This is a genomic window from Olleya sediminilitoris (genome assembly GCF_016785945.1).
Taxonomy (GTDB): Bacteria; Bacteroidota; Bacteroidia; order Flavobacteriales; family Flavobacteriaceae; genus Olleya; species Olleya sediminilitoris.
In genome coordinates this window covers 250,462-269,179 of record NZ_JAEMEF010000004.1, presented here as the reverse complement: position 1 = coordinate 269,179, position 18,718 = coordinate 250,462, and the positions used below count along the sequence as shown (strand labels likewise).

At 33.1% G+C, this 18,718-nt stretch carries 17 protein-coding genes; 3 read left to right on the top strand and 14 right to left on the bottom strand.

Annotated elements, in window-relative coordinates; genetic code table 11:
• Window positions 1-2: 2 nt before the first annotated feature.
• A complete protein-coding gene (locus JAO71_RS06945) occupies window positions 3-3,224 on the bottom strand; it encodes a fibronectin type III domain-containing protein (protein ID WP_202999799.1) in 3,222 nt (1,073 codons plus the stop codon).
• Window positions 3,225-4,006: 782 nt separating this feature from the next.
• Between JAO71_RS06945 and JAO71_RS06940 the strand changes: the two genes are divergently transcribed.
• Window positions 4,007-5,974 carry a tetratricopeptide repeat-containing sensor histidine kinase gene (locus JAO71_RS06940; RefSeq protein ID WP_202999797.1) on the top strand — a complete coding sequence of 656 codons (1,968 nt, stop codon included), beginning with the start codon at window positions 4,007-4,009 and terminating at the stop codon, window positions 5,972-5,974.
• Entirely contained in the window at window positions 5,975-6,616 is a 642-nt protein-coding gene (locus tag JAO71_RS06935) for a response regulator transcription factor (protein WP_215906972.1), read from the top strand.
• A 17-nt stretch (window positions 6,617-6,633) separates the two neighbouring features.
• On the opposite strand, the gene JAO71_RS06930 is transcribed toward JAO71_RS06935, so the two are convergent.
• A complete protein-coding gene (locus JAO71_RS06930; RefSeq protein ID WP_202999795.1) occupies window positions 6,634-7,614 on the bottom strand; it encodes a hypothetical protein in 981 nt (326 codons plus the stop codon).
• A 150-nt stretch (window positions 7,615-7,764) separates the two neighbouring features.
• Here JAO71_RS06930 and JAO71_RS06925 point away from each other — a divergent pair, with 150 nt between their 5' ends.
• Window positions 7,765-8,160 carry a hypothetical protein gene (locus JAO71_RS06925; RefSeq protein WP_202999793.1) on the top strand — a complete coding sequence of 132 codons (396 nt, stop codon included), beginning with the start codon at window positions 7,765-7,767 and terminating at the stop codon, window positions 8,158-8,160.
• A 166-nt stretch (window positions 8,161-8,326) separates the two neighbouring features.
• Here JAO71_RS06925 and JAO71_RS06920 read toward each other — a convergent pair whose 3' ends face one another.
• The 12 genes from JAO71_RS06920 to JAO71_RS06865 form a co-directional block, all read right to left on the bottom strand.
• Window positions 8,327-8,722 (bottom strand): hypothetical protein, encoded by a 396-nt coding sequence (locus JAO71_RS06920; protein ID WP_028291109.1) that lies wholly within the window; start codon window positions 8,720-8,722, stop codon window positions 8,327-8,329.
• 235 nt (window positions 8,723-8,957) lie between these two features.
• Complete coding sequence (locus tag JAO71_RS06915) at window positions 8,958-9,233, bottom strand: hypothetical protein (protein WP_054851340.1); 276 nt, start codon at window positions 9,231-9,233, stop codon at window positions 8,958-8,960.
• A 59-nt stretch (window positions 9,234-9,292) separates the two neighbouring features.
• On the bottom strand, window positions 9,293-10,021 hold the full coding sequence (locus tag JAO71_RS06910; protein WP_202999791.1) for a phospholipase D-like domain-containing protein: 729 nt from the start codon (window positions 10,019-10,021) through the stop codon (window positions 9,293-9,295).
• Window positions 10,018-10,221, bottom strand: coding sequence for a hypothetical protein (locus tag JAO71_RS06905; RefSeq protein ID WP_202999789.1), 204 nt, complete (start codon window positions 10,219-10,221; stop codon window positions 10,018-10,020). The genes JAO71_RS06910 and JAO71_RS06905 overlap by 4 nt, the downstream gene beginning before the upstream one ends.
• 78 nt (window positions 10,222-10,299) lie before the next feature.
• Entirely contained in the window at window positions 10,300-10,563 is a 264-nt protein-coding gene (locus tag JAO71_RS06900; RefSeq protein WP_317193465.1) for a type I restriction endonuclease subunit R, EcoR124 family, read from the bottom strand.
• Between the two features lie 273 nt (window positions 10,564-10,836).
• The gene (locus JAO71_RS06895; RefSeq protein ID WP_202999787.1) at window positions 10,837-13,032 is read right to left on the bottom strand and encodes a DNA/RNA helicase domain-containing protein; all 2,196 of its coding nucleotides are present in this window, start codon (window positions 13,030-13,032) and stop codon (window positions 10,837-10,839) included.
• The gene (locus JAO71_RS06890; protein WP_202999785.1) at window positions 13,029-13,358 is read right to left on the bottom strand and encodes a nucleotide pyrophosphohydrolase; all 330 of its coding nucleotides are present in this window, start codon (window positions 13,356-13,358) and stop codon (window positions 13,029-13,031) included. The genes JAO71_RS06895 and JAO71_RS06890 overlap by 4 nt, the downstream gene beginning before the upstream one ends.
• Window positions 13,359-13,436: 78 nt before the next feature.
• The gene (locus JAO71_RS06885; protein WP_202999784.1) at window positions 13,437-14,153 is read right to left on the bottom strand and encodes a hypothetical protein; all 717 of its coding nucleotides are present in this window, start codon (window positions 14,151-14,153) and stop codon (window positions 13,437-13,439) included.
• Window positions 14,154-14,692: 539 nt separating this feature from the next.
• Complete coding sequence (locus JAO71_RS06880; protein ID WP_028606379.1) at window positions 14,693-15,076, bottom strand: HU family DNA-binding protein; 384 nt, start codon at window positions 15,074-15,076, stop codon at window positions 14,693-14,695.
• 517 nt (window positions 15,077-15,593) lie between these two features.
• Window positions 15,594-16,559, bottom strand: coding sequence for a TIGR03571 family LLM class oxidoreductase (locus JAO71_RS06875; RefSeq protein WP_202999782.1), 966 nt, complete (start codon window positions 16,557-16,559; stop codon window positions 15,594-15,596).
• 55 nt (window positions 16,560-16,614) lie between these two features.
• A complete protein-coding gene (locus JAO71_RS06870; protein WP_202999780.1) occupies window positions 16,615-17,553 on the bottom strand; it encodes an aldo/keto reductase in 939 nt (312 codons plus the stop codon).
• 3 nt (window positions 17,554-17,556) lie between these two features.
• Window positions 17,557-18,693: an MFS transporter gene (locus tag JAO71_RS06865; protein ID WP_394370843.1), complete on the bottom strand. Its 1,137-nt coding sequence runs from the start codon at window positions 18,691-18,693 to the stop codon at window positions 17,557-17,559.
• Between the last annotated feature and the right edge of the window lie 25 nt (window positions 18,694-18,718).

The following is an 18,718-nucleotide window of genomic DNA, read 5'->3' as shown; positions in this document are numbered from 1 at the left end:
AATTATTTGTTTTTAATAATTTTTATCGTTTTGTAAGTCGTATTTAACTTAATTCTAGCTAAATAAATTCCTGGCGATACCGGCCTGTTATTTCCATTTTGTCCATTCCAGTGGTAACTATACACGTTTTTAGATTTCTGACTAGGCTTTAATTGCTTCAGTTTTTCACCATATATACTAAATATTGTAACTGAGTTTTCCTTAGGAGAATCTGTGGTTATATCTATATTAATACCTTCAGCAGAGAATGGATTAGGGTAGGCTCCTTTTATAACAGAAGCGTTATTACTTTCTATTCCTACTCTGTTAAGGCTACCTCCATCTTGTAATATGTAATAAGCAAGAGGCGTACCAGATGCAGGTAAAGTTCCTACGGTATTCCATGAACTATTTTCAATATCTAAACCAATTCCTATAGCATTTTGAAGATTAGGGAAGGCACTCTTAGCAACCTTAAGCTCTATCATATTGGCATTTTTTACTACCGTAATAGAGGAAGAACCTTTTAATGTCCAGCTCCAATTAGTTCCAGATCCAGAGTATTCAAATAGGCTTCCATTTTCTATACTATAATCACTTCCTTCTGGAGACCAAAGACCATTTTTAAACCCAGTAGTTGTGTTATTATCTGTGTTAATAAAGAAAATATAATTGCTATTCATTGTACCTTGAGCCAGGATATAAATGTAATCGCTATCATCGTATGCTTTTAAAGAAGTTAAACCACCAGTACCATTTGTAGAAATAGATGCAATACTACTCCAATCAGTAGCATTTCCATCAATAGTAATTTCTACACCAGTATCTACAGGTCCCTTTACTTCTACATTGTTAAATACAGCAGAACAAATAGCTTGTTGATTATGGCTAGTTGTTGCTAAGCCTATATAGACATTTGTTGCCATATCTATAGTGTCTTCACCTACTTTTGTCCAATTATTTCCGTTAATTGATTGATAGGCTGTTATTGTAGTACCCAATCTAACTAATTTAAGCCATAAAGAAGCGCTACCAGCAGCTCCTGTATGTGTAGTGACACCACCAGTGGCTGTTCTTCTTTGAAAAGCAATACCCTCAGAATAACTTGCTACTAACATACCATGTTTAGATCCTTGGTTCAATGTTTCTCTGATCATTACACCAGCTTTAGCCCAATTATTAGTATTGTCAACACTTTCAATCTTAGCTATAATTTCTCCATCTCCATTTAAAGGTTGATACACATAATGAAATTGATCCGATTGACCCCAGATATCAGATCCTGTTCCATTTACAGTAAATGTTCCATTATCATAAGAAGCGTTTCCAGAGATTGTAGGATTTCCTACATCGGCATTCTCCCAAGGTGCTGGCAAAGAAACCACAACTGCTTCGGTTGTCAATTCTAATACGTTACTGTATTCAGAAAAACCAACATCGTTATATGCTCTAACTCTATAAAAATACGTAGTATTAGGGTTTAGGTTCTCATCCTGATAAGAAGTGACATCTGTGTTTACAGTACTAATTTCTTGATAATTAGAATTTTCGTTTAACGATCTTTCTATACTATATCCAGATTCATTATCAGCGTTATCTACCCAATTTATTGAAATACTATTGGTCGTATTCGAAACACCTTCTAAATTTGATGGTGCTAAAGGTGCACTAACAGTAGTTGCCATAAATTCAAAAGCTCCTATATCGACTGAACCTACAGTTCTGTTTTCCCCATTAAAATCGGTTAATCCAATTAAAGGGATACCGTTTGGATATAGGTCAGCCCAAAATGAATCTATCCAGGTTGTTATAAATCCTTCCGACAATCCATTATTTATAGATTGTGAATCTGAACTTAAGCTAAAATCAAATTCTGAAATATTATTAAATTGGGGGTTAGCAACGACACGGTTACCTGGTAAATTATTTTGACCACTTGTGGACGTTCCCCACCATAGGTTTTTCTTAAATGTAATATTAGTATTACCATTTTTGTTGATTCCTACATAGTTTCCTCCAACACTAAAAGATCCAAAAATAATATTATTGGCTATTCTAATATTTGTTACTCTATTTTGAAAGGTAATTTCTGTCCCCCAACCGGAATCATTTTTGTTCTTGTAAAAAGTGTTATTTATAATATATATATTATCAGCACTACCTGTACCATTTGAAGAATACCCTCCCATAGCTACACCTGCCTCTGTGTTTTGATACACAACATTGTTAGACATAATGATATTATCTGTCTTCTTACCATTATGTTCGCTGGCAAATTCAAACCCTAAATCATTACCTCTAGAGATATTACGCTCAAACATAATATTTGTTCCACCATCTACATAAAAACCACCTGCACTTCGATCTCGCTCATCATATGTTTCATCAGGTAAGTTATACCAAGGATTCCTATCACAGCTATTGTTTTCTGCGATATTTTGAGTAACCAGTCCATTACGCACTCTATCTTTATAATTATCATTCTCTACACATTCGTAGCACTCTCCCTCGTACCCTATGAAGTCAAATCCTATATTATTATTATCGTGTACATAATTGCCTTTTACTAGAAACTTAGTCACATTGCCATTTAGTACAAAGGCTTCGCTGGATTGTAGTATATTGTTATAGACCTCATTATTCTCAAGGGTTATGTTTTTGATTCCTGTTTGCGTATTTCCATACACTGCGATACCATGTGCTCCGACTTCACAGTCACCATCATCCTCATTACAAGTACTTGAATGTTTTATGTCATGCACTTTGTTATTGATAATTGAAATATTAGAAGATGATCCACGGACAAGGATACCAACCGGTGTTTGCCCACTATCACTAGTTTTAAAATCTCTAATTTCAAAACCATCAATTTTAATATTATCGGAGTTGTCTATAGTAATAAGTCCTTCTCTACCATCCGGCACAAGTCCTAATCCAGATATAACAACATTGCTTCCAGATGCTTCTAGTGTTAAGTAGTTGCTTGTGTTATTAGCGTTTGTTTTATCTAAAAAAGATATTTTTTCATTATATATTCCGTCTTCGACTAGAATTGTATTTCCGACATTAGCAGTATTAACAGCTTCTTGTATAGTAAGTAATGCTGTGTTTGGGGTAGAACCGTCGTTGCTATTATTACCGGATTTTGAGACATAAATATTTTGAGCTATAGATAATTGGGTCATAAAAAACATGCACCATAGAAAATAGCTAAAGGATCGTTTTGTTTTAGTTTGTTGTGTCATTTTGTTTTAGTTTGTTTGTGTGTTTTGGTTTGATTTTTTTTTAGTTTGTTTGTGTTTTGGTTTGATTTTTTTTTGTGTTTGTATTTCTGTTTTAGGTGGGTTCTAAAAATTAGTTTTATTTCTTAAAAAGACAAGAACCCGTTTAGTACTTTCTAAAAAATCACGAAACAATGATACTATAAAAATTTTATTTTTGAAGGAAAAATATGACTTTCCCACTTTACTTATCTACCCATTAATAAGTTGTTTTTTAATCTTTTATCTGGTTAACTACTAAAAAGACTATAGGTTAAAGGGATTAAACTAGTAATTTTAATAGCTATACTAATTTTTAGAACCAATTCATTCATAGCCCACTTTGCAATCCCAAATCAAAGACGCTTCTCTTATTCTAATTTTGGATTTAAATTTGTAAGTTATTGCACTGCGTTTGCGGGTTTATTGTAATATTCTTTTTGGTATACTTTGCTTTTCGTTTAACATTTAATAATAAGTTTAGCTTATTTTTCTACTGTGTATCCACCATCCAAAAACAATTCTTTTGCTTTATCTTTTTAATTTACCTAAGGATCAAAACAACCTTCGGTTAGTACCTTATTAAAGCATCTAGAATGGATTGACACGTCTAAAACAGATGCCCTTTTTAGTCGTCATAATATATTAGAAAAAATCATGCATTCTGACGCAGCATTAGAAAACAATCAACCGGAACGATTAAAAGCAATCAAATCTAAAATAAGCACAACCTATTTCAGTTAAAGTTATTAGTTTTGCATGTTGCTATGCGATTATTAACCCAAAATATCATCCTTTTCTTGACGCTATGTATTAGCGTTAACCACGTCTGTTTAGGCCAACAAACTAAAAACAACGGTTTAATAGACTCGTTAGCAACAGTCTATTACAATCATGTAAAAACAAATCCAGTAATTGCAAAACAAGCTGCCTTACAATGGCTAGAAGAAAGTCAAAAACAAAAGATAGATCTACAAGAAGTTAGAGCCTTATATGCACTTGGTAACTTAAGCAATATTACAGGAGACTATAAAAGCACGATACAATACACCAATGATGCGCTTGTTTTATTAGACACACTAAAACTAGACAAAGGCAAGGCTGCCTGTTATAATATTCTAGCATCAGCTTATAAAAATTTAGGCGACTATCCAAAGGCTATGGATAACTACATGCAATGCTTAAGTTTTGCAAATACAACTAACAGTAAAGCACAAGAAGCCAATGCATACCAAAATATTGCAACCTTATATTTATTGCAAAAGGAGTATAAAAAATCGGCAGCCAATTTAGATCGTGCTGCCAATTTATATCGCGAGATTGGTGATGATGATGGTGTACTCACCACACTGTTTAATTTTGCTAATATTTTAAAGGAAGAAGGCAAATTTGATCAAGCACGAGAGCATTACAAAACCGTTTTAGGCTACCGAGAAAAAGAAGGAAACCAAGCGGTTATTGCTTATATAAACATCAACCTGTCGCAAATGCTTGTACAGGAAGAACGTTGTAAGGAAGCGGTTGTGGCTTTAAAAAAAACCTTGGGATTATTAAAAGCGCTTCAGTTTAACTCGGACATTGCCATAGTTTTAAACGATTTAGGGGTTTGCGAAACCAAATTAGGGCATAAAACCGAAGCTATTAATTACTTTAATCAAGCCTTAGCTATTGGTGATGAGCAATCGTTATTGCTTTACAAAGCAGACATCTATAAAAACTTAGCACAACTCTATCAAGAGGAAAAAAACTTTGAAAAAGCTCTAGAATTTTATCAAAAAGGGGTAACTACTGGTGCTGAACAGCTGACTTTAGACAAAGAAAAATATGTAGCTAACATACAAGAACGTTACGAGACGCAATTAAAAGAAGCCCGAATAGAACTACTTGAAAAAGAGCAAAAACTAAGCGAAGCCGAATTACAAAAAGTAGAACTTACTGTTAAAAAACAACGTCTTGTAAGAAATACGCTTATTACTGGTATTGCATTGGCGTTAATTATATTAGTAATTTTACGATGGTCTTATGTTAAACGTTTGAAAATACAAAAGCAACTTAACTTACAGCAAGAAGAAAATGCAAAACAGAAAATTAGTGAGATGATGAAGGATCACAAACTCTCTGTTATCGAGCGCTACCAGGAAGGTCAAGACGAAGAACGCTCTAGACTGGCACGAGAGATCCATGATGGTATTGGTAGTGACTTAGCAAGTATTAAAATTGCTTTTGAGCATTATAGCGAGCCTTACCAAGACCAAACACAGTCTAAAAAAATAGCCACAGCCATTAATAATGCCTGTCAAGATATTAGAAATTTATCGCATCAATTACATCCATTAGCTTTTTCTAAAATAGGGTTTACCAGTTTTTTAAAAGATTTTGTAACTCAAATTAATGCTACCTCTGAGATTGAAATTAATACTTATTTTTTTCCTGAAGACGAGATCGATCAACTACCAGAAGTATTACTGGCTGATGCCTACCGCATTGTGCAAGAGTTAATCAATAACATTATAAAACATGCCGAAGCCACAACAGCAGATGTACAATTAACCAAGCACGACACCCATTTAAACATTGTTATAAACGATAATGGTAAAGGGTTTAAAAACACTAAAACACAAGGTATTGGACTACGTAATATTAAAGAACGCCTTCAAAAAATAAAAGGGTCTTTAGACATAGACAGTAGCAATAATCATGGGACGTCTATTACTATAGACATGCCAACAAATTAAATGACAGTGAACAAAACAAACATCATCATAGCAGACGACCATCTTATGTTTCTGGAAGGCATAAACACCATATTAAGCGATATGGAAGAGGTTGGTGACATCCATTTAGCCACAGAGGGCAACCAAGTCATTAGACTACTTAGTCAATTTGAGATAGGCTTAATTATTAGCGATATTAGTATGCCTAAAATGGATGGTTTGGAGTTGCTAACTAGCATTAAAAAAAAGCATAGCAACGTTAAAATAATCATGCTTAGCATGTTAGACAACCACAGAACTGTACATAAAGTCATCCAAAAAGGCGCAGATGGTTTTGTACCAAAATTTACTAGTAAAGACGAATTACAAAAAGCGGTACGTACGGTTTTAAATGACGAACAATATTTTTCAGACATCATCAAACAACGCTATATGGAAAGTGTTTTTGAAAAAAAGAAATATAAAAACATCACGTTGTCTCCTCGTGAAAAAGAAGTCCTTAAATGGTTAGCAGAAGAGTTAACCTCTAAAGAAATCTCTGAAAAACTATTCATATCGGTTAATACCGTTGAGACACACCGTAAAAATATTTTACTTAAAACAGGCTCTAAAACCACAACAGGTGCTGTAAAATATGCCATCGAGTCTGGTTTGTTTGACTAAACCTGTAAGATATTCATTTAAAACGCAATACCTTCGGTAGTAAGTGCAGATTGGATAAGTGCAAAAGTTTCGGTGTAATCCAAAGTATCATTGGTTTCTGTTAGTACTGTTCCTCTGTAAATAAAATTAGAATCTAGGTCAAAATAAATCACATAAATCCCTTTTTGTGGGTTTATCCAAGGACCTTGCGTTGTATTATCTACACTGGTATCGTCTAAATACTGTACCCAAGCTGCTCTAGACATGGTTTTAGTATCTATATAAATAGTATGTCTTTCGGCTAAAGCATAGGGTGTTTTAAGACTTGCTATTTGCTGTAAAGCATAACGGGTTAGTCGTGCTAATAAGGGATTATAATTACTGTAATTAACAGACAACTGTAATGGCAAACGGGTCCATTGTTGTCGGTCATCTTCTAAAGTAAACGTCACAAACCCTTGTGGTTGCTCTGGTGTTGTAATGGTCACTTCAAAATCATCATAATGGTTTAAGGCGGTATGGTACTTATTTAATGTGTCTACACAGCGTTGCATTATAAACCTTAAAACTTCTGGTGTAGGTTGGTTGTCCAATGTTATGTTCACCGCTTTATAATCAAACTGTAAATCAAAATCAGGCTGTAACGCTGCAATTACTGTCTGTCTAGCATCATACCGTTGTTTTGAGGCTTGGTATGCCTCCTGACAGGTCAATTGCTCAGTAGCACGTAATGGTAAAACCGCATCCTCTAATATGGTTTTAAGGTTAAGGTGTAGGTAACATTCTATTTCCGGAATATTGGTATTGTAAATCAGAACACTAAAAATATTAGGATTCATGGTTGCTGCATTAAAAAACCGATTTAAATGCTTAAAACTGACATCGTCTTCAAACTCACGGTCTAAGTAGGTCTTCAAATTCTTTTTAGCCTGTGTGGTAGAGATGCCAATGTACTTAGAGCAGCCTAACACAATTAAATACAGGATATAAATAATAAGAGGGATTAGTAGGTAACGCATTACATATTGACTTTAAAAAATAAAGGTAGACGTCTAATGTATTGCTACCCTCACTGAAATCAGTGAGTTTTTAGTTTCACTAAAAAATGGTGCTAATAACAGTGCTTAAGCGTGTAACTTTGAGGTATTACTAACCCCAAACACAAACCCATGGGACTGCAAGAACAACGCGCTGCCAAAGCTATTGAAGACCAATACTTATCAGCGTATCAAAACGACATTAATACACTTATTGGACAAGATACTCCAATTACCATCCATTGGGATACGTTTGAATTAGACTATATCAAGTTTGTACCAAGCGTGTGTTTACAACGTCTTACCGATGCCTTAAAAGGGGTTTGCCAAGATCATTTGGGTAAAACTGCTGTACAAAATCAAATAAAAAACATACACGTATTTTGTATCGCTAATGAAGGTGCCGAAGCTAAAAAAGAACTAAAATTAGACGCTGGTGTGTTGTCTTTAACTGCCTGTTGGGGCGGACATCACAGTGTTTTTTTTCCTGATATTACCATACAAAACTATTTAGAAAATAAGTTATAATACAACCGCATTATCCAAACCATTAATAACAACTACCAAAAACAGGACACGTAATACAGGTCCTGTTTTTTTTTATACGTAACAGTCACCTCTTCTGGTTGGCTAACATAAAAAAAGCCTTTAAGCTTAACACTTAAAGACTTTGGACAACTAAACTAATATCCGTTTAATTTATAGTGGTTTCATTTAAGGTAACCCCTTCTAAATTAGCACTAAAATAAGTTTCAAGTCCTTCAAATTGATGATGTTCTGAAAACGACTGACTACATCCTGTTACTTTAGATTTTTTAAAGGTCATATGTAAAGTCAAAGTCTCTTGTTTATATAACTTTATACTACCAGACCACTCCCCTTCTTGATCACACAACCAATCTAATAAGATAGGATCTGTAATACTTTTAACACCTCCAGACAAGTTAAATGCTATAGGTGGTTTATTATCCTCTTCTTGATAATACGATGGTGAAAAATTATAATCACACTGGCTTAATGCAAAGACTTGTTCTGTGGTACTATCTTTTTTTAATACTAATTCTATTTTTAATTGATTTTGATCTTCCATGTGTCGTGTTTTAGTTTTTATATCATTATTTCGTGACTATACTAACTACATTTAAATCCAGCAAAAACCAGATGCCTAGTTGTATAAGTACATCACAAATTTGGTGCTTTTTATAACAGTTTAACTCACGGTTTACCGTGATATTATAAATTAATCCCTGTAATGCATCATGTTAAGACATAAAAAAAACGCTTTATATAAAGCGTTTTTTTTATTCCTGTAGGGTTTAAAACTATTACAGTTCTGTAGGTTTAACAGCTGGTTGCTTTTTTAATTGTTCTAAAATAAAATAAGCTGATGCAGCAGATACTAATATGGCAGGAATAGCCACCATGATAAGATCATCTTGAGACAAATCTAAAGTCATAAAAGCGGTTATAATTATTAAGGCTTCTACAACAATCCAAGTAATAACGGTACCAGCTATCCATTTTCCGGGTTTTATCCCTTTTTGATCGGCTACTAATTTAATTTGTTTAATAAAATAGGCTATAGCAAATGCTTCTAACATGGGTTTGGTTTTTAGTTTTTTTTTTAAAATTTAAGGTAAATATTATATTATTTAGGCTACTACCAATCAGGATTTTTATAACCTAATATAGGATTTGTCATACTAGTATTACCGTTAGACTTTTTACCTGTTTTATGACAGTAATTTTCTGGATAATCGTAATTTTCAAACTGAGCCCAAGATTTATAAGCTTTATAAGAAAATGGTCGCTCTGGATTAAAATCAATCTCCACACCTGTTCTAATACAATAACCTGTTTTAAGAGCTTTATAATCAACCTTTTGAGTTATATTAAAAGGTTTCTTTTTTAAAACTGGTTTTAGAACCTTCTCGTTTCTTTTTTCTGCTCTAGATTTTAATTCCGGAACAACATCTTTATCATCTAGACTAATGACATCTATATCTTTGTAAACAACACGCTCATAATCTTTTTTACTAGGGCCAAAAGACTCAAATATATCTAACAATACTTCAGACCTTAAATAGTTTTTACTCAAGCCTAATAACATAGTTTTATATACTGGTCGTTTAATATAAATACAATGTGCGCTTTCTTCTAATAGGTAATGATGATGATCTAGATGCTCTTGATACACTTTTTCGGTTAACGCACTTTTACTAAAAGCAACTCCATATTCTACATTATTATCTGCTGAGTAATCATACAAATTCATAGAGGTAATAATACCATTAGACTCATTAATATAGCTTTTAGCATGTAACCTTGGCTCATAAATAATTGACACGTTAGGAAAAGATTTAAAATAGTCTAAATCTTCACTTTTCATACTTCGGTAAAAATTATCCTCATTTTTACCAAACAAGATTTGAAGGTAAATAGATGGATTGTTTTTATTAAATTAAATCGTTCTTTAAAATGATCGTCTAATTTTATGTAAGGCGATGTAATATGGATAAACTTATTGGCATTTGCAATAATATCATCAATAGCGTTATTAAGATTATCTCCTGTTAAAAATGCACTCATAATTGGTTAATTCTGTTCTTTTAATGTATTTAAATTATTTAACTCTGTTTTGTAATTAACTTGTTGATTTTAGCCTTTTTACCCTACCATACCACTTACAAATACCTGTACAAATTCTTTCATTTTATCTAAAATACGCTCTCCAATTTCACGCGCTTTTAAAATACTTGGTCTGTTGTCAAGGCATTTAAAAATATCGTCTCTTAGAGGCTCGCGTCCATAGTCTGTATAGCTTTCTATTAAGGCTTTAAATTGTTTTTGGTCTAAATGTTCTTCTTCACATATTTTAGCTAAAGCTAGTATCTTTTCTTCGTGCCAAAAGCGTTCAAATTCATCTTGTATAGCATCTACATCACTAATATGTGGTAAGTTTTCTTCAATAATTTTTTTTTGATTAGCTCCCGTTTACTACGCAACTCTACATCTCCAAAAAGCATATCTATAATTACTTTTGTCTTAGTTTGTTCCAAACCAAAAATCTAATCCAACATTTTAATTTTATAAGAATTTTCTATAGATTTTAATTTATTATTCTATCAGTCCATACAAGTCATGCTCCTTAGCTTCAATTTTTCTATCTGTTTGATTAAATTGTTTGTTGTTTATCATTTTATTTCAGAATCCTAAAACCATCTCAAAAGTCCCAACCACTTTAAAGTCTTCAATTTCTTCATCTGAAAGTACTATAGGATCAAATGAAACATCAAATGACTGAGGTTTTAAGACAATACTTTGATGACTCCAAGAATCTTTATTGAATGATTTACTGCTTGAATACTCTTTAACAGTATATCCAGAACCAAAATCATTATCTTGAATTTCTGTTGATTGAGCTAATACAATTCTTCCATTTCTAGAACCTCCTCTATATTTCTTAAATAAACATATGGCTCCATTTGGAATTATTTTATTCATAGATTCTCCTACTACTTTACATGCAAAGTAGTCGTCTGAAAATCGAATATATTCTGACAAATTTACCCATTGATTTGCATCAACACTCTGTAACTCGCTGAAATCACCAGCTGCAGCTTGTAAATTATAAAATGGCACACTGTTTTCGAATTGCTTATCTCTAATATCTAAATCTATTATTTCCTCTTCCTTAATATTAGATTTATAAGGAGTTATGAAATAAGATAAATAGTCTCTTAAATCTTTGTCACAAGCGTAAACATAAGTTCCTTTTATTCCTCTTAGCATTATCGTTTTATAAATATTTACTATAAATGCTTTTAACTCACTTGAATTTTTTATAGATTGCTTTCCATTTGCATCAAAATAGTTTTCTTCTTTTATAATTATTTCTCCTAATTCTTTTGAATAAGAAATCTCATTACCAAAAATTACACCTGCATAATTTAAATCATATCCTTGAGTGGTATGGATGCAACCCACTTCATTAATTGCATTGGGGGAATTAACCCAATCTATATTAGTTGAATTCCATTTAAGTTTTGAATTTTCAATTTCTATATCCAAAAGGCTGTCATCCTTATTTGAAATCCATTTCCAAGAATAACCAGCAATCATTCTAGACAAACCAACTTCTTCATTTCTATATTTAATTTCATTAATAAATGACTCTATATTATCAAATAAAACAAAGTCATAATTATTACTATTAAAAGTGTCTTGATTTATATCTAAATTGCATTTCAATAAATTATCTATATAACTCACATATGAATTTCCTCCTTTTACTCTAAATTGAGATTGTAAATATTCAATCTTAGTATCTTTTCTTAATTTTAAAATATCAAAATCATCCTTCAATACATCTGAAGGTTTAATTGATTGTGCTTCATCATAAAAAAAAACAGCCTTTGTACTTTGCATATCAACCCAATGCAATTCATTACCTATAAACTTATCTAACTCTAATTTTATATTTATTTTATCGAATGCTCCAAAATACGCTCCTAAGTTTACTCTTCTTCTTAACCTATGAGATTCATCCACAATTACTATATCATAATGAGATTTAGCAAGTTGCGCAGGACCAATTACCATACTAGACTTTAGCCCTTTTACGTTTTTAAAAACTTTTTGCAAAGTCTTTCTCAAAGATGACATTGGGACAACTAAAGCCATTTTAGGTTTTGGGAATTTTTCTTTTAACTTCTCAATTTTAAATTTTAATTCGATTTCATCAACTCCAAAATCTCTAAAATTAAAATCAGAATTATCCGAATTTAATAATTTAAATAAGAAAATTGCTAAAATTGTTTTTCCTGTTCCTGCTCCACCTTCAATTATTGTATTATGAATATTATCATCTAATAGATTATCTATAATTAAATAAAGTCCTTTTTTTTGTTCCTCTGTTAGACTCTTATAAGGTGAATATTTAAATAAATCAGAATTATCAATATAGCTTAAAGAATGTTTAGCTATACCATCTTTTCTAAGGCCATTCCAGACGTTTTTAAAAACATCCCAATACACTTCTTTTTTCTGATAATAGTTATGATTAGCAATTCCAAGATTTCCATTTAACAGTTTATATTGTCCATCACCAGATAAATACTTAATTAAAAGAGATTCAATATCTAATGTCGCAGACTTATTAAACTTGGCACTGCTTATTATTCTAAATGTTTTTAGTTTATTCTTTTTATTATTTTTTAAATGAGTCTTTAACCTATTAATTGCATCTGTCGTTTCTCCAACATAAGCTTCTTTTACAATTTCGTCATTAAGTAAATAGACAATTGGCCAAAGATTATTAGCGTAATGATTATCTAATGAATCAATACTATTTATGTCAAAATCATGAGACTCTATTTTGAAAGCTTCACTTCCAATCATAATTCATTGTATTTTTTAGCTGAACCCTTAGACCTCTCAATTGGATACTTTTCACCATTAAGTTTAATTTTATCCTTTATAATTGAAGAAATATCTAATTCATGTTTTTCTGCTAAAAGAAATGCAAAAGATAAAATATCAGCTAATTCTTCTTTTAATCTATTTTTATCAACATCTTCATTTGATTTCCATAAAAATAATTCATTTAGTTCTGAAGCTTCAATTGAAATAGCTAGAGCTAAATCTTTTGAATTATGAAACTGTTTCCAATCTCTTTCATTTCGAAACTTAACTAATAATTCTGTAATTTCTTTTAATTCACTCATAATTTAAATATTCTACTATATTTTAAATATAGAACCTTTTTAAAAATTGATTTGTTTATTTTTTAAAAAATTGATGAATTATTCTTCAGAAAAAAAGAAGTAATGTATATCTATAATACCACTACGACTTATTTGAACCAAATCTTGCGTGTCTTTTAAAAAGATACCCAATGAGCGCTCGTTATACACTAGTTTCATGCTTGCAGAATAATCTGTAACCACATACATGTCTCCTGTTAGTTTAAAAAAAGGAATTACTAATTTACTTTTGACCTTAATCCCTTTATTTACAACTCTACCGTCTTTTAAAATGTTTTTAATGTCTGAGGTATTGGTCTTACTAGAAGCTACTTTTACGTAAGAGACCATCATGTTTAACCACTCTGCATCGTCCACCAAGTACCAGTTTACTTTTTCAAAATTAATACCATACTCACTAATCCATCCTGCAGAAGTAAAACCAAATAGCACTTGTTTTTTTCCATCTAATTCTGGCTTATCTGAAGGGGTAAATTCTTGTATTTTAAACGTCATTACCGATACCGCAGACATGTCTTTTAATTTTTTACCATTAAAATCTAAGGTTTGTAATGAGAAGCTACTAAGCTCTGGATGGTTGGATAATACCCATTGTGTTGCGGTTAACTCGGCTTGTTCTTTCATTTGCTCTACAGCTGCAATACCTGCACCAATAGCCAGTACTCCTGCAACTACAGCAGCACCTTCATTTTGAGCATTACTATTTTGTGGCATCAAATAAAGTGATACCAATAGGATTAAAATAGCTTTTTTCATGTTATTGATTATTATTAGTTAGATGGTTTTAATAACACATGTAAGGTTTGCGTTAGTATCCTACCAACAACAAAATACATGTTTGAAAAAATCAATCATAATTAGGGAGAGGGTTTAAATATAAAGCCTTTTTAAAAAAATAATACTGTAAATACTCGTAATTATTACAAAAGGTGCTGCAACACTTTAGTAAGTCCTTATTAAACAAAGGGTTATTTTTTTATGATAACAATGTAAAAACATCTATATTTGTGGTGTACTACTGGTACACATAGTGCGTAAGACACACTTAAGACCTTATAATAATAGCCTAAACACAGAGATTCTAGCTGGTATTTAGGCTTTTTTTGTGCTTAAAAAGTAAGATTTTAAAAGCTAAGCGCCTTTAAAGTGTCAGGTCAGCACCTTGTATAGCAAAGCTCAGCACCTTGGAGTTGTAAGTTACGCACCTTTTTAGGGTAACATTAGGGCATAAAAAAAGGCCCTGAGTGGTAAGACAACACTCAAGACCTTATAATAGGTCACTTAAAAACGAGATTCTAGCTGGCTTTTTTGTAAGTTAAACCTGTTAATAATTGTCGTAACCGTTTACCTGGTCTAAACAAAATACGCGCTTTGGTAATTAAACTGGCATTTACCGCCTCTATGGTATCTACACCAGAGGAACTTAACCCAACTTGAAAATTACCTAATCGTCCTAGTTTGACTATTCGTCCTTGTTTAAGCGAGTGTATAATGTTTCGCTCTAAGGATAATAGGACCGCATGACAATCGGACTCGGTTACGGTACACTCGTAAGCAATCTGCTCAGCAAGTATATCCAAATCTACTTCACCATCTGCAATTGCAGCAGCGTAGTACTTCTCAGGCAACGTAATGTCCTGAGGATTTCGTTTGGCTTGCGCCTTAAACTTAATACTCATATTTAAATGATATTAATTAAAAAAAAATATTTGCCTTAGTACGCTTAACACATTAACTATCAAACGTCTAACTGACATCACAAAACTACATTTAATGCCTTAGACTAGAAAGGGAGTTTATTAGGACTTGTCAACAAGTATTCAACAAAATTTGTGTGTTTTATAGTCGTTCTATGTTTTAAAACACTAAAAATCAACAAGTTAACTTCAAATAAATGTGTGCGAAATATCCCCTATTTAAACCACTGATAATCAGTGTTTTTTTTGGTTTTAGACCGTTTTTTTTAAAAACAACACTTATTTTTTATGATTTTGATGAGGTATTTTAGGATTGTGGTATAAAAAAAGTCCTATTACAAATAGGACTTTTTTTATGTATTGGTTTATAATGAGAGTTAGTCTATGAGTATTTTTAGTAGTGCACTATATTAAAACAATCAAGTTAAGACAACACATAGCTTCTGTTTTTGTTTAGACAAAGAGACAAAACATATAAATTAATACCAGAGAAACAATGTCAAGCTTTAAACTCCGGTAACACCACTTCCTCAATTTTAGCAATAGACTCACTAACAGGAGTTTCAGACTTTCTTAGGTTGATTGCCATATGGTTGACTCCTACATTTTCATAGGACTTTAAATATTCGGTAAGATGGTTGATACCTACTGTACCACCAAAACGTTGTGGTTTAAAAGTCGCATTATCGTCTTTAGATAGGTTTAAATGTATAGCCGAAATATAAGGTTTTGCTGCTTGGTCTTCATCATATAAAGCATTACACCAGTATTTTCTGTTTTCCAAAGTTTCGGCAACAGGTCTTGGGTAATTAAACCAAGCTTGTGCGTTTTTTGCGATCCAATTGATACTTTGTCCGGAATGACCTGCTATGACTAGCGGAATATCTTTTTTTGGTTTAGGATAGACTTGAATACCACTGGTTAAAAAATCGTATTTAGATTGTAAATTACTATTCGTTTTCCAAGCTTCTTTAATGATATCAAGATTTTGTCTAAAGATTTCAGGTCTTTTTTTATAATCGATATCATACATTGGGAACTCCACAGGCCTGTCTCCCAAACCCAAGCCCAACAATAGTCTGCCATCACTTAAATTTTCAATGGTAGCAGCAGCTTTCGCTAATTTTATAGGTTGTTGTAATGGTAATACTATGGCAGCTGTACCCAACAAAATGTTTTTGGTAGCAGCAGCTAAATAGCCCAAATATGGAAGCGTATCGAATAATTGTGCATCATCGCCAAAGTTAGGGTCGTACACAGGAACATCTCGCATCCATAAAGCTGCGAATCCTGCTTCGTCAATTTGTTGTGCTAAGGCTAAGTGATTGGAGATATCTGGAACTCCGAAAGGTCTGTTATCTTCCAAGCGTTTGCGATTGCCTTCTGTTGACCAATCGTTATCTAAAGGAAACTCTATACCCAATGTCATTTTACCTGGTTTGTATAGTTTATCAAATGGATTCATAGTGTGTGTTTTAAATTCAACAGGTATCCGTTAAGACAGCTGATGAATAATGTGATTAAGCCTTCCAGATACTATCTGCCGTGTAGGGTCCGTTGTCAACTTCCCAAAATTTACCATCTATAAAGCGGTGTCCTTTATCTAAATCTTTCAACAACGCCATATCGTCTTCGGTAAGCGTATGGTTTAACGACTCTAAATTCTGAAGCAATCTCGCTTCATTTATAGATTTAGGAATGACCGCAATGCCTCGTTGTATTGTATATGCCAATGCGACTTGTGCAGGTGACATACGTCTTGCTTTGGCAATGTTTTTTATCGTATCATTTTCCAACAAACGAAGCGTGCTATTGTCATCTACAAGCGAACCTAATGGTGCGTATGCAGTTAGCAGCATATCGTTTTTTACGCAGAATGATTGTAATGCGTCTTGCTGTAAAAACGGATGCATTTCTACCTGATTCATCTCTGGTTGATGCACTGCAGTCACTAGTATTTCTTTCAACTGATTTTCATTGAAATTGCTCACGCCAATATGCTTTGCAAGTCCTTGCTCTAAAGCAGCTTCCATCCCTTTCCAAGTATTGGTTAATGGTACTTCTGAAAGCGGAATAAAATCGGAGGCTTTTTCTGGCATTTCCGTTCCTTTTTTAAGAGCCACAGGCCAATGGATAAGATACAGGTCTAGATACTCTAATTGTAAATCTTCTAAAGTTTGTTTCAACGCAGGAATTACATTCTCTTCACCGTGAGAAGCATTCCATAATTTGGAAGTCACCCATAAATCTTCACGCGTAACCAAACCTTGTTTAATTGCTTCAGCAATGGCGTTACCTACTTCTTTTTCGTTTCCGTAAGCCGCAGCACAATCTATATGTCTGTATCCTATTTTAATAGCCGAAAGTACAGCATTGTACACTTCATTTGGTTCAGAACGAAACGTTCCTAAACCTAAAATTGGCATTTCGTCGTTATTTCTAAATTTTAATGCAGTCATTATTTATATGTTTTCTTTTTTAAATAAAACTAAGGTTAACAAGAATCCCACAATCACTAGAATACCACCTACCCAAGGGGTTGCTGCAACACCTAAGCTAGACTCTACAACCATTCCGCCTACATAAGCACCAATAGCAATACCGACGTTAAATGCTGCAATGTTTAAGGCAGATGCGACATCTTCGGTTCCTGGCAAGTATTTTTCAGCCATTTTCACCACGTATAATTGCAATGCAGGCACGTTTGAAAACGCTAGGATTCCCATAAAAAACAGGGTTACGATGGCAAAAACCGGACTAGAAGCAGTGAAGTATAACACAAACAATACGATAGCTTGTAAAGCAAACATTACTAATAATGCTTTTCCTGGTTTGTTGTTAGAGACTTTACCACCAATGATATTCCCAATTGCGATGGCAATACCATAGATTAAAAGGAATACACTAGTCATATCCGAAGAGAAACCAGTCACTTCTTCTAACAGCGGAGTTAAGTAGGTAAAAGTGACAAACGTACCACCATAGCCAAATGCAGTAATGGCTAATACCAATACAATAGACGGATTCTTAATCACTTTTAATTGGTCTATAAGTCGTAATGGAGCCGATTGTTTGATGTTTTTAGGAACCAAAGCCAAACTAGCTATTGCACCTACTAATCCTAATAAAGCAACACCAATAAAAGTAGCTCTCCATCCAAAATTCTGACCAATGTATGTTCCTAAAGGCACACCAGTTACAATAGCCACAGTAAGACCTGCAAACATTATAGAAATGGCAGTTGCTCGCTTATCTTTTGGCACCAAACTAGCTGCAATGGTAGACCCAATAGAAAAGAATACACCGTGAGCAAAACCTGTTACAACTCTAGATAATAGCAACAACTCAAAACTTGGTGAGATAGCTGCTAAACCGTTACCAATGATGAATAGTAACATAATACCCATTAATAATTGTTTCCTTGGAATTTTACCCGTTAAGGCAGTTAAAATGGGTGCACCAATGGCAACACCAATGGCGTACAGACTTACTAATAATCCTGCTGATGTTAATGATGTGCCTAGTTCGTTTGCAACCGTAGATAATAAACCTACAATTACAAATTCCGTTGTTCCTATGGCAAATGCACTTATGGTCAATGCTCATAATGCTGCTGGTAGACGC